17 protein-coding genes are annotated in these 15,056 nt (G+C 59.8%); 12 read left to right on the plus strand and 5 right to left on the minus strand.

Going from position 1 to position 15,056, the window contains the following annotated elements; translation table 11 throughout:
• Positions 1-29: 29 nt before the first annotated feature.
• The 5 genes from CVV68_RS25005 to CVV68_RS24715 all read left to right on the plus strand — a co-directional run bounded on the left by CVV68_RS25005 (position 30) and on the right by CVV68_RS24715 (position 2,924).
• On the plus strand, positions 30-743 hold the full coding sequence (locus CVV68_RS25005) for a carboxylate-amine ligase (RefSeq protein ID WP_146238994.1): 714 nt from the start codon (positions 30-32) through the stop codon (positions 741-743).
• Positions 736-1,794, plus strand: a complete 1,059-nt coding sequence (locus tag CVV68_RS21705; protein ID WP_110503073.1) for an iron-containing redox enzyme family protein — start codon at positions 736-738, stop codon at positions 1,792-1,794. The genes CVV68_RS25005 and CVV68_RS21705 overlap by 8 nt, the downstream gene beginning before the upstream one ends.
• 16 nt (positions 1,795-1,810) lie before the next feature.
• Positions 1,811-2,032, plus strand: coding sequence for a CDGSH iron-sulfur domain-containing protein (locus tag CVV68_RS21710; RefSeq protein WP_110503074.1), 222 nt, complete (start codon positions 1,811-1,813; stop codon positions 2,030-2,032).
• 276 nt (positions 2,033-2,308) lie between these two features.
• Positions 2,309-2,557, plus strand: coding sequence for a recombinase family protein (locus tag CVV68_RS24710; protein ID WP_281268324.1), 249 nt, complete (start codon positions 2,309-2,311; stop codon positions 2,555-2,557).
• 79 nt (positions 2,558-2,636) lie between these two features.
• Positions 2,637-2,924, plus strand: a complete 288-nt coding sequence (locus CVV68_RS24715; RefSeq protein WP_281268325.1) for a recombinase family protein — start codon at positions 2,637-2,639, stop codon at positions 2,922-2,924.
• Between the two features lie 246 nt (positions 2,925-3,170).
• Here the strand turns inward: CVV68_RS24715 and CVV68_RS21720 are convergent, their stop codons facing one another.
• Entirely contained in the window at positions 3,171-4,427 is a 1,257-nt protein-coding gene (locus CVV68_RS21720; RefSeq protein WP_110503075.1) for a phospholipase D-like domain-containing protein, read from the minus strand.
• Between the two features lie 623 nt (positions 4,428-5,050).
• Here CVV68_RS21720 and CVV68_RS23675 point away from each other — a divergent pair.
• The 3 genes from CVV68_RS23675 to CVV68_RS21735 all read left to right on the plus strand — a co-directional run bounded on the left by CVV68_RS23675 (position 5,051) and on the right by CVV68_RS21735 (position 7,448).
• Positions 5,051-5,608: an Ltp family lipoprotein gene (locus CVV68_RS23675; RefSeq protein ID WP_170133306.1), complete on the plus strand. Its 558-nt coding sequence runs from the start codon at positions 5,051-5,053 to the stop codon at positions 5,606-5,608.
• Between the two features lie 75 nt (positions 5,609-5,683).
• A protein-coding gene (locus CVV68_RS21730) for an IS3 family transposase (RefSeq protein WP_110503077.1) occupies positions 5,684-7,068 on the plus strand; the annotation gives its coding sequence in 2 pieces (ribosomal slippage) (positions 5,684-6,002 and positions 6,002-7,068; 1,386 coding nt in all).
• Positions 7,023-7,448, plus strand: coding sequence for an Ltp family lipoprotein (locus tag CVV68_RS21735; protein WP_110503086.1), 426 nt, complete (start codon positions 7,023-7,025; stop codon positions 7,446-7,448). The genes CVV68_RS21730 and CVV68_RS21735 overlap by 46 nt, the downstream gene beginning before the upstream one ends.
• Before the next feature lie 71 nt (positions 7,449-7,519).
• On the opposite strand, the gene CVV68_RS21740 is transcribed toward CVV68_RS21735, so the two are convergent.
• The 4 genes from CVV68_RS21740 to CVV68_RS21760 form a co-directional block, all read right to left on the minus strand.
• The gene (locus tag CVV68_RS21740; RefSeq protein WP_110503078.1) at positions 7,520-8,101 is read right to left on the minus strand and encodes a carboxymuconolactone decarboxylase family protein; all 582 of its coding nucleotides are present in this window, start codon (positions 8,099-8,101) and stop codon (positions 7,520-7,522) included.
• Positions 8,088-8,423 (minus strand): hypothetical protein, encoded by a 336-nt coding sequence (locus CVV68_RS21745; RefSeq protein ID WP_110503079.1) that lies wholly within the window; start codon positions 8,421-8,423, stop codon positions 8,088-8,090. The genes CVV68_RS21740 and CVV68_RS21745 overlap by 14 nt, the downstream gene beginning before the upstream one ends.
• A gap of 747 nt (positions 8,424-9,170) precedes the next feature.
• A complete protein-coding gene (locus CVV68_RS21755) occupies positions 9,171-10,394 on the minus strand; it encodes a sensor histidine kinase (protein WP_110503081.1) in 1,224 nt (407 codons plus the stop codon).
• Entirely contained in the window at positions 10,391-11,059 is a 669-nt protein-coding gene (locus CVV68_RS21760; protein WP_211320959.1) for a response regulator transcription factor, read from the minus strand. The genes CVV68_RS21755 and CVV68_RS21760 overlap by 4 nt, the downstream gene beginning before the upstream one ends.
• 160 nt (positions 11,060-11,219) lie before the next feature.
• Here CVV68_RS21760 and CVV68_RS21765 point away from each other — a divergent pair, with 160 nt between their 5' ends.
• The 4 genes from CVV68_RS21765 (at position 11,220) to CVV68_RS21780 (ending at position 14,936) form a co-directional block, all read left to right on the plus strand.
• On the plus strand, positions 11,220-11,735 hold the full coding sequence (locus tag CVV68_RS21765; protein WP_110503082.1) for a DUF6069 family protein: 516 nt from the start codon (positions 11,220-11,222) through the stop codon (positions 11,733-11,735).
• A 544-nt stretch (positions 11,736-12,279) separates the two neighbouring features.
• A complete protein-coding gene (locus CVV68_RS21770) occupies positions 12,280-13,638 on the plus strand; it encodes a ferredoxin reductase family protein (protein ID WP_110503083.1) in 1,359 nt (452 codons plus the stop codon).
• 15 nt (positions 13,639-13,653) lie between these two features.
• Positions 13,654-14,184: an FMN-binding protein gene (locus CVV68_RS21775; protein ID WP_110503084.1), complete on the plus strand. Its 531-nt coding sequence runs from the start codon at positions 13,654-13,656 to the stop codon at positions 14,182-14,184.
• Positions 14,185-14,216: 32 nt separating this feature from the next.
• On the plus strand, positions 14,217-14,936 hold the full coding sequence (locus CVV68_RS21780; protein ID WP_211320960.1) for an FAD:protein FMN transferase: 720 nt from the start codon (positions 14,217-14,219) through the stop codon (positions 14,934-14,936).
• Positions 14,937-15,056: the final 120 nt, after the last annotated feature.

A 15,056-nucleotide genomic window follows, 5' to 3' on the forward strand; every position in this document is an offset into this window, starting at 1 on the left:
CTGCTAAGAAGTGCCGCCCGGACGGTGGCATGAATTCATCTCAGCGGGCTGGTATTCACCACGAAACGCGAAGAGCCCCTTTTTGGGAAGGTCGTGACACCGGCTATGCGAGCTGGCGGGCGATCCATAGCCGCCGCTGGACGACGGCTGGGTGCCCTCCACCGTTTATGGATGACCATGACTATGCTCGACGCGTGCGTGCATTGTCGGGGATAGGTGCCACCTCTGATCCTGGCACTCTTGCTTGGTATGCGCGCCTCTCCGAGCGGCAGCCAACGCTAGAATTCAGGGTCGCGGATGCCCAATTGGACCTCGGTACTACCATCCTGTTCGCGGCGTTGTGCCGCAGTCTTGTTTCTACCACGCTGCTTGCTCCCTCTTTACGAGAGCAACCGCAGCCGGAATTGCTGGACGCCGCGCTTTGGCATGCGGCCCGGGACGGGCTTACTGGGTCTCTGGTCCATTCTTTGACCGGAAACCTGGTGCCCGCCTCCGAAGCAGTACAGGCCCTGTTGGAGGAGACCCGACAGGGCCTGATGGCCAGCGGAGATCTTGACGACGTTGAAACCCTACTACGGGACACGATGGCGCGGGGTTCAGGAGCCGAGCGCCAGCGGCAAGCCTTCGCCACAGGCGGACTTGGGCGCTTAGAGCAGCTCATGAGGACGGAGTTGACGCGTCCCGCTTATATACACCGACCATTCAATCAACAAATTCGCTCTCTGGAGGACCAACATGACTAACCCCGCACCCTTGGAAACCCGCGGACCCGCCAGTGCCGCCCTCCTTGAAGCACTCGAAGACGCACCGGAAACGAACCCTACCCAACCTGCAGCGTTCCTGGCGGCGGTTGAAAAGGCCGTGAACGAGACGAAGGACATCCTCGTCGATGAGGACCTGCAGCTGGTCCTGACCATTCTCTACGGGCTCCATTACGGCGAAGTCGGCGACTGGGAACCGCGGTGGGAATGGCAGCCGGACGTCATCCAGGCTCGTCTGGGGATCGAAGCTGTCTTCGAAGCCGCTCTGCGAGAGAGGATTCCCGCTCCGGATCTTCCCCGGCCGGAGGCCGAAGCGGTGGCGAAGGAACTTTTCCGCCTCACTGCCGAGGACAGCGGGCCGAGTCTCTCACGCTATCTTGCCCGGGACGCCACCAACGCCCAGGCAGTGGAGTTCATCATTCACAAGTCCATTTACACGCTGAAGGAAGCCGATCCTCATTCCTGGGCGATCCCGCGTTTGCGGGGCCGGTCGAAAGCGGCACTGGTGGAGATCCAGGCCGACGAGTATGGCGGAGGGAGACCTGACCACGTCCATGCCACCATTTTCGCCGGGACTATGCGGGGGATGGCACTATCGGACCGCTACGGGTTTTACCTCAACCACGTCCCCGCTGTGACATTGGCGGCTTTTAATATGATGTCAATGTTCGGCCTTAACCGCCGACTGCGCGGCGCCATTGTGGGTCATCTGGCGGCGTTCGAGATGACATCGTCTATTCCCAATAGGTTCTACGGCAATGGTTTCCGGCGTCTGGGCTACGACGAGAAAGTCACCTGGTACTTTGACGAACATGTCGAGGCCGACGCCGTGCACGAGCAGATCGCCGGCCGCGACTTGGCCGGCTCTTTGGCCGAAGACGAGCCCGAGCTGCTTCCTGACATCATTTTCGGAGCCCAAGCGTGCCTCTACCTTGATGGGCTGACGGGCACGCACATGCTGACGGCGTGGGACGAAGGCGGTAGTTCCCTCCGGCGACCCGTTGAACCAATCGACCCCGCCCATACACTCTAGGAAAGCAGCACGACTGATGAAAGCAACTAACGAGCTTTCTCCCACCATCGTTGCGTGCCCCAACGGCCCGCTCCTCATTCGCGGTGACTTTGAACTGGTCACCGGCACAGGAGAGCAAATTCCCCGCCAGCGAAAGACCATCGCTCTGTGCCGTTGCGGGGCATCAACCATCAAACCGTTTTGCGACGGGACCCACAAACTGACGAAATTCAACACTGAGAACCCCGCCGCCACCTAGCCTGCAGAGGCCTGCCTCCGACGACTGTCCGGAACCAATTTCAGCTTGCCCGGCGGAATGGCTGCCATCTCTTGGCTAGCTTCTAACAAGACCCAGACGACAGCTCGGGGCATCCCATCCAATCTGGACCCGACGAGTGGAAACTTGTTGCACCGGGGGCGTTGTCGTAGGTCCATCGGGGTGTACCCGAGCGAACAGATTCAGATTGTCGAAAAGTTGCGTCCATCAGGGTCTGCTGCGGCCATGGTTAGACATAACTGATGGAGGATCATAGGGATGGCTGGACACAACGGGCAGGTGGTTGGCTACGTACGGGTCAGTGCCGCCGACCAGAACGATGCGCGGCAGCTCGAGGCACTTGGCCCCGTGGATCGGCTGTTCTCCGAGAAGGTCAGCGGCAAGAACACAAACGATCGGGCGCAGCTCCAGGAAATGCTCATTTACGTCCGCGATGGGGATACGGTTCGGGTGAAGTCACCGGATCGTCTGGCCCGGTGTTACGACGGACCTTCTTGCTCTCGTTGAGCACCTCAAAGCCAAGGGAATCGCACTGGAGTTCATCGACAACCCGGCCCTGAACACTGATACGCCGTAGGGGGAGTTCATGCTCACGGTGTTGGCTGCCATTGCGCAGTTGGAGCGCAAGACCATCCGCGAGCGTCAGGCCGAGGGCATTGCCATTGCCAAGAGGAACGGTGTCTACGACAGGGTCCCTAAGATTGCACCGGAACAGATCCAGCTGGCACGGGAGTATTGCCCAGCGCGTGCCCAAAGCTGCGGTGGCCAGGGATCTGGGCGTCTCGCGGCAGACGCTGTACGCAGCACTGAACGGCAGCAGAAAGTACGCCGCGGTGAGTTCAAGGCTTTGATCTTCTTATTGACCTATAGATAGGGACCACCCTTGGGCACACTCAGCTTTTGGGTGTAGGTGCCATTTTTCTCAAGAGAGGGACAGGGGCAGCCCAATACAACGCAACAACGTAGACCCGCTACCAACCGAGGTATGTGCCACTGCTCTTGGGTGAGGTAGCGGGTCTGAGCAAAGTTGTGGGCCACGCGGGCTTCTGGAATACCTCATCCGATTGCACCAGCCATTGTTCGTGTTTAGAGCTAGATATTCAGCCTGGTTGGGCTGGTATCAGAGCAGGGGGCGGAGGGGAACTAGGACTGTTTCGCTGAAACGGGCCAGCGGGGATCGGTGCTCCCATTCCTCCATGGTCAATATCTTGGAGTTGATGCTGTCTATCTCGAATATTTTCTCCATGTCCGCTGCAAAGGCGTCGTCATGAATTTCCAGATTGATCTCGTAGTTCCCTGTCAGGCTCAGCCTGTCTATGTTGGCGCTGCCTACAGTGGACCAGCTGCCGTCTATGGTGGCCGTCTTGGTGTGGATCATTGCATTGCGGTACAGCAGGATGGTCACGCCGTCCTTGAGTAAAGACTTGTAGAAGCCGCGGGAAAGCCAGTCAGAGAGGACATGGTTTGAGTCCTGGGGGAGGATGATGCGAACATCAACACCTCGTCGACTCGCCGCGAGCAGGGCCTTGAGGATCTGCTGGTCAGGTATGAAGTAGGCCATTGTCACGTAGATGTGGTCTTGGGCGCGGGCGATGGCATCGAGGTAGACACCGCGGATGGGGTAAACGAGATTCGCGGGGAGGTTGTTGACCGCACGGACCCGGGGCTCCCAAACCTGCGGATTCGTGTGCTGTATTTCCTGCCTTGAGCCCGGCGCGTTCTCATTCCAGACTGTCGCGAAGGCCTGTCGCAGGTCCCATACGGAGGGCCCAACCAGTCGCAGGTGGGTGTCCCGCCACTCCGTGGCATACAGGGATCCGATGTTGTAGCCGCCCACGAACCCGGCCCTGTCATCGACGACCAGGAGCTTGCGGTGGTCCAGCCCCGTGCTGCGCAGAGTCTTGGAGAACATGGAAGTGCGGATCACGGGGAAACGGTAAACGTGGACATCAGGGTGAAACTGGAAAAATGACGATGGCACGACCAGGTTCGCGAAACCGTCGTAGATGACAAAGACGTCTACCCCGCGTTCTGCCGCTTTGTTGACCGCGTCCTTGAAGGCCCGACCTGTTTCGTCATCCTTCCAGATGAAAGTTTCGATCAGGATGCTTGACTGTGCCTCATTGATCTCCTGAAGCATGTCCCGGTACAGGTCGGTACCGAAGGTGTACGTGGTGATCTTTGTATCGGCGATGGTCTTTTCGAAAATACCGGGGTGCGGGAAGCCCCTGCGTTTGCTCCGATGCCGCTTTTTGACCGTGTCCAGGACCACGAGACCGGCGATGACGGCCCCTTGCACCCCCAACAATGCCAACAGTGACCGACCCAGGGTTTTCCGCGCGATCTCAACAACTGGCTCCGAGACTAATTCATCCATTGTGAGATTCTACGGGCTATCCGAACCGGAAGGATGCAGAGGTTAAGAGGCTATGGCAGCTTAATGGATGTGGTCACGATCGCAACGGGGGTCAAACGGACGCTCCGAGCGCTGCTAAATCTTCATGCAGGTCAGCGCTTGGCTCGTCCGGTGGTGGACCGGCTTATGGGACACTTTCAAGTACTTATTTGGGACACGCTTGACGGACGCCGAGTCCGCAGATCGTGCAACAACCTCTCACTGAATGTTGCGATCATGGAATATGCCAGTTGTTGTTGCTTCTCAGAATGTTCGAACCTCACGCAGTATTACACCTAATGAAATTGCGGTCACAACGGGCACTGGTACAGTATCCGGCGCTAAGGTGCCCTGGCTCATTGTCAGTTGAGCGCCCAATACCAGACTCGTACCGTGAGTCGGAACGCGCACCACCGATAAGCGCGCGTGTGATTCCCAAATGGGAAGTGTGCGTCTCTTCCACCCGTTGTATGAGCGCGGTAAAGTTTTTCTTACCATTAGTAAGCCGCAATCAATATGGTTTCGGGGTCTCACCGATGACCAAATCCACGCCCCCAGTTGGGCTACCCGCGCCGATGCCACCCGAGGGGCCAGCAGCTCCTGAGATGAAACAGAAGAAGGCAAAGCGCAAGGGCGGGTTGGGAACATTGGCGCTGGTCCTCGGCATCCTCGGCATCATCTTCGCATTCATCCCGCACGCGTCAGGATTCGGGATCTGCCTCGGCGTGGTGGCCGTAGTCCTTGGTGGGATCGGATTGCTACGCAAAAGAAGCCGCGCCCTCACCGGCGCCATTCTTGGTGTTATCGCGTTAGTTCTCGGCATCATCTTCTTAAACGTCTACAGCAGCAGCTCGTCGACGTCGCCAGCTCCAGCCGCAGGCCCGTCTATATCGGCGGCTTCGCCTAAAGCGTCCCCCACGTCTGTAGTGGCCGCGCCACCGGCCAAGCCAGCCGCACCAGCCGCGCGACCGGCCAAGCCAGCCGGAACGGTCACCCAACTGCAAGCCCTCACCGCTGCTGAGGGGTACCTCACCAGCGGGCAGGGCTTCTCGCAGGACGGACTCATCGCGCAGCTCACGTCGAGTGCGGGCGACGGCTTCGCGCGGGCCGACCCTACGTGTCAGGCTGGAACGGTACCAACGGGTCATAGCAAGTCCGCTTGATCGCGTGGGGCGAGAACCAGGAATCTAATCATTATGTCTAGTCCAGTTTTGAGTGCCATAGGCCAAGATGGTCCTATGAACAGTCCCGGACCGCGTGCCGGCGGACCGACCCCTCGAAGGTCGTTTACCCCGGCGCAGAAGCTTGAATTTTTGGTCTCGTATGAGGCTGCCTGCCAGAACAATGACGGCGGTGCGTTCCTGCGCCGTGAGGGGTTGTATTCCTCGCAGATGACCGAATGGCGCCGCCTGCGTGACGCCGGCGTGCTGGCAGGCAAGAAGCCCGGGCAGAGCATCGGTAAGCTCTCCAAGGACCAGGCCGAGATCGCGCGTTTGCGCCGCCAGCTGGAGGTGAGTGAGAGCCGGCTGAAACGATCCGAGGCAGCTTTGGGAATCATGGAAAAACTCTCGGCGTTCTTAGAGAACGCCATACAGGAGTCACCGGACGAGCCGACGTCCAAGAAGAATTGATGGCCGCCTATCAGGGCCTGCGTGAACTACAGGTCCCTACACGGCAGGCAGCAGCCCTGGCCGGAGTTTCGCGCACCACGGTCTACCGCAAGCCGGCACCGCCCCGGGACAAGCCGGCGCCAACACCGCCGAACAAGCTCTCCCTTGCCGAGCGAGCCGAGATCCTGGCGGCGTTGAATTCCCCCGAGTTCGTGGATCTGGCGCCGATGCAGGTTCATACGAAGCTGCTCGATGCCGGCGTTTATCTGGCCTCGTTGTCAACGTTTTACCGGGTTTTGGAGGAGAACAGCCAGGTCAAGGAACGTCGACGCCTGGCCAAACACCCGCCCCGGGCTGTGCCCGAGCTCGTAGCCACTGCCCCAGGCCGGGTGATCACCTGGGATATTACGAAATTGGCGGGGCCGGTGAGGGGGAAGTACTTTGACTGTTACATGGCCGTGGACATCTACTCACGCTTCATTGTCGGTGCGCATGTGCACGCCACCGAGTCCGGGGCGTTGGCGGTGGAGATGATGAAGGAAATGTTCGGAATCCACGGCATCCCTGACGTGCTGCATGCCGATCGCGGAACATCCATGACGTCCAAGACACTGGCAGCACTGCTATCTGATCTGGAGGTCACCCAATCGCATTCACGACCACGGGTGAGCAACGACAACCCTTACAGTGAAAGCCTTTTCAAGACCATGAAATACGGTCCTGTTTTCCCCGAACGCTTCGCGTCCCTCGCTGATGCCAGGGCCTTCATCAGCGCCTTCGTGGACTGGTACAACCATCACCACCAGCACTCCGGGATCGGCTTCCACACACCCGCCAACGTCCACTACGGCCTCGCCGACGGCATCGCCAAACAACGCTCGGAAACCCTCGCCGCAGCGAGGGCAAAACACCCCAACCGCTTCACCAACACCAACGACCCCAAAATCCTGGCCCTACCCGGACCGGCATGGATCAACCAACCCAAGGAAACCGACGAAAAACTAACCGCCTAACTCCCATTGGTACCAACCGACTTGAAAAATTCCGCGACGCCGAGTACGCCGTCGCCCACTCCAGCGCGGACTGGAACGCCCAAGCTGTCACCGCAGCCAAGGGATATCTCACCAGCGGACAAGGGTTCTCACAGGCCGGACTCATCGCGCAGCTAACCTCACCTAGCGGGAGCCAGTTCACACAGGCGCAGGCCCGGTACGCCATTGCCCACTCCGGAGCGGACTGGAACGGCCAAGCCGTCACCGCAGCCAAGGGATACCTCGCCGGCGGGCCAGGGTTCTCGAGGGACAGCCTTATCCAGCAGCTAACCTCACCCAGCGGGAGCCAGTTCACCCAGGCGCAGGCAGAGTACGCTGTCACCCAGGTGGGGCTAAAGTAACCCACCTGGGCCGTCCCAGTTCACTTTCGGCTTATGAACGGAATTAGTGGACGTGGATTTGCTGCTGGTTGCTATTTGTAGCCGCGTTTCAGGAGTGTTTTGGCTGACTTCGCGAGATGGTGCGGGCTCGGGATTTCGAAGTCGAGGGCGTTCGCGTAGCGGGTGACGATGTTGAAGATGGTCGCGACCGCTGCGGCATCGAGTAGTTGATTCGTGCTGACGCCAACTATGGTGGCTGCCTGCGCGTCGTCGACCCCCAGCGCCTGAGGATCATGTGTCATCTTCTCAATGAAAGTCAGGGCAGCTTGTAGCTCATCGGAAATCGGGGCAGACCGGTAGTCGCTCATCGCGGCTTCGACAACCTCGGCACCGAGGCCGTGGACAGCGACGGAGCTGTGGGCGCCCACGCAGAACGGACACGAATTGAATCGGGCCACCATCGCCGCCATCAATTCCCGCTCACCGACCGACCATTCGCTCGGACCACGCATGACTTGCTGCGTCCACGCATTGAGGACCGGCCCGGCGAAAGCGCGGTGATAAAGGGCGACCCGCGCGGCGTCTGGGAATCGGGTTCGGGACATCAGAGAAATCAATTTGAAGAGTAACCGACTTGATAACCGGTCCCCTTGCTCGATCTCACGCAGACGCATCGTCAAGTCCCTCAATCGCGCGGAACGCTGCGTCCCACCGCGCCAGGCCAGCGCCAACGCTGGCGGCAAAGACAATTTCAAATGCGGCCTTGTCGCTCCCGGCTGCCATTCTCACGGCCTTCACTTGATCATCAGTGACCTGATACGATGCTTCCGCAATTTGGCGAGACAACGCGTTGTACGGCTCTGCCACACCGGCGGCGCCTCCTGCGCCGCGAGCCATCACTCCAGCCCGCAACGAAGGCTCATTGACGCCTAGTTCGATAACTTTCTCGCTGAGCAACGCACGCCGGTCCTGGTAATTCAGCTCGCTTCCGTCCATCTGTCAAGGATAAGACGGTGACAGAGAACTACCCACGGTTTCGACCAAAGATCATCGAATATTCCGCTCGCAACGTGGACGAGACAGCTGTTCGCGAGGTGAAGCCGATAACATGACGGGCGGCGTTTTAGACGCCATGTTAATCAGTGGCTCGGCCGGTCACGCAGGCCACATGCAATGATGCTCCCATGACGACCAAGGATCCGGGCCGCGAGGGCGGGCAACAATTGTGTTGGTGCTGTGGTCGAAAGTTCTCCGAGGCAGAAGTCCTCCGCCTAGGGGCCAGGCCCGAGGCCGGCGTATGCGTCAACTGCACCATCTCGTTGCGCCGAAGAGCTCGGGAACGGATGGCAGAAAGCCAGGGCACTTGGTCTCGGTGGCAGGCACGAATTCTTCGGCGAGGCCAGGAATGTATCATGGAGCACCGTTGGCACGAACGCCCCGTCATCGGGCCAGCCAATATCCATTAGAGAAAATGACAATTTTCCTTCCCCACCGCGGAGAGAAGCCCCTGCACAACTGAACTGCGGAAACACACTGCTCAAGGTGTAACCCTTGCCGTGTACGCGTCAGGGTAGCCTCTGTAGACCCTGGCGATACACGGTGCTTCCGAAGGTCGACCCTTGGCTGCGAACCAGAAGGATTGCAGGCGGGTGGCCCCCTGCAAGAGAAATAGCGCACTAGCGTCGGATATTTCATTTTTCACCCCGAAAAGCCATGGCGAAGGGTCCACTAAATCGAAATTATTCAGGCTTGCACGAGCGGTAATAGAACCTTAACGATTGCCCCTTTTGGGGCCATGCCGGGTTCAACCACGACTTTGCCGTTGTGCAGCGCTACGATCTCCGCCACCAGTGCCAGTCCGAGTCCGTAGTGGCGTGCTGTGACGGGGTTGCCAGTGAGCGGGCGGGCAGATGCGAAGCGGTCAAAGGCACGCGCTTGCGAACCGGGGGCGAATCCGGTGCCGTCGTCGATAATGCGGATGACGGCATCTTTTCCGTGAACACCGACTTGGACCTGCACGTTCGTCTCGGCATGGTCGAGGGCATTGGCAATCAGCGCTGTAAAGACACGCCCGAGCGCCACTTCCGAGCCTCGGACGGTCACAGCTTCGTTCGAACCCGAACGTGTCAACTGGACGGCTCTCTGTTGGGCCGCCGGCTCGGCCAGCGCCGTGGCCCTGTCCGCAATCGTGACAAGGTTAACCGGTCCGTGGTCAACCGTTTCACGCGGATCCGCCGACAGCAGCAAGTCATCCAGTATCCCAGTGAGCATTTTGGCATCAGCCACCAGTTGGGCCACCCCTTCCCTCACATCGTCGTTGACCGGTGTCGGCCCGCTGCCATCGAGCCTGCGTCGCAAAAGCTGGACCCGTGTGCTGAGCAGCGTCAGCGGAGTGCGTAATTCGTGGCTGGCGTCAGCCACGAACCGGCGTTGGAGGGCCAGACTCTCGGCCATCGGTTTCATGGCCCGCTGGGCCATCCAGACAGACAGGGCCGCCGCCATGCTGGCCGCGACCACGGCCGCTATCGTCATGGCCACCATCAGGCGGCTGAGTTCTTCCTGGCTTTCGTGGCGGTCGACCGCTGCCTGGATGACCCTGCCGTTTCGATACGCCGTAAGGACTGTGTACGTCCTCCCTTCCAACGTGACGTTGCCCTGTTCTTCCCGAAGGCTCGCTACAACCCGTGCGATGGCAGCAGTGTCCGGCAGCCCGCGCGGTACGTCACGGGAAAGGACCACTTGGCCGCCCGTGCTGATGGCGACGAACACTCCCAAGGGCGCGTCGGAGGGCGAATCGATACGGGTGGCACTGGCCAGAGAGCTGCTGGTGGACGCCTGAGTACCGGCCGCGACAATTGAGTAAACTAAAGCGCCCATCACCACGAACAGAACAATGATCACAGTCGTGAATCGCAGGCCAAGCCAGAGCACGGCATGTTTGAGTTCAGTCTGGTCCCGGGCGTTCAACGCAGGGGTCCCAATCGATACCCCACGCCACGCACCGTTTGAACGCAAGCCCGCCCGAGTTTCTTGCGCAGGTAGTGCACATAGGTATCCACTATGCCGTCGTCGTCGGCTTCGGTGAATACGTGGTGAACCAGTGCATCCCGGGCGAAAATTTGTCTCGGGCTTCGGCCAAGGTGCAAGAGCAACTCGCATTCCCGCTCGGAAAGGACGACGACGGGGCCTGCGTCCAGCATGACTGTGCGGCTCGTGCTCTCGAGCACGCCTCCTGGAATCTTGACCGTGTCTGAGACTGCCGTATGCCGACGCACCAACGATCTCAGCCTGGCTAGCAGTTCGTCAATGTCGAACGGTTTGCCCAAGTAATCCTCGGCGCCCCGGTCCAGGCCCTCGACCCTGTCGGCCGGGTTACTGAGCGCGGAGAGAATCAATGCCGGTGTCGTGACACCCTTGGCCCGCAGCCGTCCCAAAACGTCAAGGCCTTCAATGGCCGGCAGACCACGGTCCAGAAGGAGCACGTCGAATCGCCTGCTCAAGCCTTCATGCAGTGCGCGTTGCCCGTCATGGACAGCCACCACCGCGTACCCCTCTCCTTCAAGGAGTTCCGTCAGCATGGACGCCAGCGCCGCGTCGTCCTCCACCACCAGCACAGAACATTTATCCGACATGCTCTGAAGTATAGGCGCCAAAAACTTCCTCAAAGGTGAGGGCGGTGCGCCCAAGAATCCTCTAAGAAAGACTGTATAGGCTCCCAGATATAGGGCTATTTACCCGCCCCGCCAAAATCGGCCATGCCGTCGCCGTCCACTACGCCAAGGAGTTCGCCACATGCCAGACTGGCCAAGCCCGGAACGCGTCGCCTCGACCCCACGTCCCACTCCCGCCCGGAAGGCTTCGGACTACTTCCGTCTCAACCTGCCCCGGGGCGGGCATCAACCCGCTGTGGGCAGGTTCCTCATTGCCGCAGTCGTGGCCATCATCGCTTCCCTGGCCGTCTGTGCCGCCATCGTGGCCATTGGCGTCACGATTTTCCCCGCGACGGCAGGATACGATCATTTCCGTTTTCTGGACTACGCGAAACTCACGGTGCCGGGTGTCGTTTGCGCCGCCGTGTCCTGGCCGATAGTCACCCTTTTTTCGACACAGGCGCGACGTCTTTTTGCCTGGCTCACCGTGGTGGTGACCCTGGGCGGGATGGCCCCGGATCTCTGGATCCTCTACAGGGGCGCCCCGCCCGAGGCCGTCCTTGCCCTGGTAATCATGCACCTGGCCTTGGCTGCAGTCACCTACCCGGCACTCGTTTACATTGCCCCACAGCGACGCGAATCCAGCCCTAGAGCGTAGCTGACACACAAGCTGGCCCCGGGCGTCCAGGCCGCCAGGGCAGGGGCAGCCTGCCCAGCCGGAACGAAACCACCCCGCTGTGCAAGCCTCCCAAGCACGACGGCCTTTTCCTGCAGCCAACGTCATGTTTGACAACCTGTGCCAAGCCAGAAACCATGCCCGTAGGTAGAAATGACTTCCCCTGGAAGACGCTTCTTTTGGCGTTGAACTGATCTCGTTGGTATGAAATTTCCGAGAGTCCCTTGTCCCCACGTTCGAGACGTGCCCGTGGCAAAATCGTGGCTCTGATCCGGGGTTTCATTCCGTGAGTTGGAGCCAGGGGCGGCCATAGTAGCCCCCACCTCAAGTTTTACCTGACTTTCCAGGGACCGTGACGAACACTGCTCGGACTGACTTCCCGGAGGAAGGTTTTGGCCAGGCGCCGTCCTTGATCCGAGTCAGCGGCACCGGTCCACGACCAGGACCACAGCAACCAGATGAGCAGGCAGGGGTGGGGCGAGGTCGACTAAGAATCTTCTAAGATCGGGTGCGTAACGTCAGTGATATGGCAACACTGACCGCTCACACTCCCGTCACGGGAAGACGCTCGCCCGCCCGGTCCGGGCGGTTGCTGCGGGCGCTGATTGTTGCCGGCGTTGTGGGTGTGCTTGGTGCGTGGTGGATCGACACTCCGACTTCGCTGGCGTTCACCCCGGCGGCAACGGCGACCTCTCTGGGTGAGCTCAGCGGAATGGTCGGCGCATTTCTTGTCTGCGCACAGGTTCTGCTGATCGCGCGTGTTCCCTGGTTCGAACACGCCGTCGGAATGGATCGTTTGGTCAGCTGGCATCGAACACTTGGCAGCACCGTTCTTTTCCTGATCATCAGCCATGTGCTTTTGATGATCCTCGGTGTTCAGCTGCTCACCTCCAGCACCCCGTGGTCAGCAACGGCAACGGTGCTGACCTCGTACCCGGACATGCTCACCGCATTGATTGGCACGCTGTTGTTTTTCGCGATTGGCATCAGTAGTGCCCGGATTCCCCGCGGGAAGATTTCCTATGAGGCTTGGTATTGGATTCATGTCACGGCCTACGTGGCAATATTTCTGACGTTTTTCCATGAACTCAGTGCAGGGGTCCACTTCGTGAACAACCCGATCAATCGTGCGGTGTGGATCGTGCTCTACTTCGCCACCGCCTCCGCGGTCCTGACCTGGAGGTTCATTCTCCCTGCCACCTCCGCGTGGAAACACCGAATGCAGGTATACCAGGTGGTACATGAAGGCAACGGGATCGACAGCATCTGGCTGGAAGGCCCCCACCTGGATGAGCTCGGTGTCCGCGCCGGCCAATTCATGATGTTTCGTTTCATCACCGTAGGCCACATGCTCACAGCGCATCCCTTCTCCCTCTCCAGTTTGCCCTCGGACGGTTTGATGAGAATCACTGTCGGCTCACTCGGCGACCATACTTCCCGGATGCGTCATTTGAAGCGTGGAACAGCGGTCTTCGCCGAAGGACCCTTCGGCCATTTCACCCCCGAGGCCAGCCACCGGCACAAGGTGTTGTTGGTGGCGGGCGGTGCCGGGATCGGTCCGATTTGTGCCCTGGCGCAGAGCCTGGTCACTGAAGGACGCAATGTGGTGATGGTCTACAGAAGCACCAGCCATGACCGGCTTGCCCTGGTAGAGGAATTACGGGCCATTCATCCCATGGTGCTACACACCGTCGTGGGAAGCCGTGCCGAGCTGGGGCGCGATCCGCTGGGACCACGAGCACTCAAACACCAGGTCAAGGACATCTGTGAACGCGAGGTCTATATCTGCGGCCCGGAAGGCATGGGGGTAACCGTAGAAGCCTCACTGTCGACGCTGGGCATATCCAAACGATTGATTCACCGCGAAATATTGAGCATGGGATAAGGAAGGACACCGGCTATGAACGGAAAATGGAGAGGCACAGCCCTATTCCTGGGAATCTTCGCCGTCATGGGAGCGACGTTCGGCCTGCGGCTGTATTCGGCCGCACCCCAAACGGCCATCGCCGCCTCACTCACGCAAACACCCCATACGCCAGCCACCAAAGGAAGCGCCGCTGCGCCAGCCACCATTGGAGGAGCCGCTGTGCCAGCCGCAAAACCCGCCACGGCACCCAGTGCAGCAAAAACGACGACAGGCTCCGGCGCCGCAACTGCCGTCACGAACATCACCGGAGACCCCGAGAACACCCCCTACGGCAATGTCCAGGTGGCCGTCAGCTTCAGTGGAAAGAAGATTACCGGCGTCACCGTCCTACAGGTCCCTAACTCTGGAAACTACGACCAACAAGTCGCCCAGGTGGTTCCTCCTACGCTCCGGCAGGAGGTCCTCTCGTCCCAGTCGGCGAATGTGAACACAGTCAGTGGCGGCACCTACACCTCTACCGGCTATCTGCAGTCGGTCCAGTCGGCCATTGACAAGTTGCCATAATGCGGTTTCTGGACACCGTCATGGGCATCCCCATGTCCATCGACATCCGTGAAGCCGGCGACCGTCAAGCGGCGGCATCCGAAGCCTTCGCAATAATGCACGAGGCTGATGCCATCTTCAGTCCATTCCGGCCGGATAGTGAGCTCAGCCGTCTTAACCGCGCTGAGCTCACCCTTGAGACGGTTGGTGGGTTGTTCACTGAGGTACACGAACTCGCATCACGTTTTGAGGCCGTCTCCGGCGGCGTGTTTGCATTGCATTCCGCCTCTGGAGAATGGGACCTCAACGGCATCGTCAAGGGCTGGGCGGCCCAACGCGCGGCACAGCGATTACGTGAGTTCGGTGTGGAGAATTTCTGTCTCAACGCAGGAGGGGACGTTGTCGCCGCCGGGAACATCGAGCCCGGCAAGGCCTGGAACGCGGGTCTCCGATCTCCCGAGTCACCTCGACAAATGATGGCTGTGCTCGCGCTTCGCGATATGGCTGTTGCTACATCGGCCGCATATGAGCGCGGCGAACACATCCTCGATGGCCGCACAGGACGCCCCGCCCGCGGATTCTCAAGCGTTTCGGTCATTTCAGCCAACCTGACCACAGCAGACGTACTCGCAACCACCGTATTCGCCATGGGATTGGACGGACCCAGATGGGCTGCTGAACGCTACGACTGCAGCATTCTGGCACAGACAGAAGATGGCAACTTCATCGACGCCGGCGATCTCAGACGATGGCTGGCACCCGCGAAGTCATGACTCGTCACCACGAATGCAACTCAACAGTGGGCAGAGACGATTCTGAACCGTCCCGGAAATTATGCCGCCAGTTTTCTGGCAGCTTCATCGGGTAACGAGCCGCTTATTTCATCGTAGTAG

The organism is Arthrobacter livingstonensis (assembly GCF_003219815.1).
GTDB lineage: Bacteria > Actinomycetota > Actinomycetes > Actinomycetales > Micrococcaceae > Specibacter > Specibacter livingstonensis.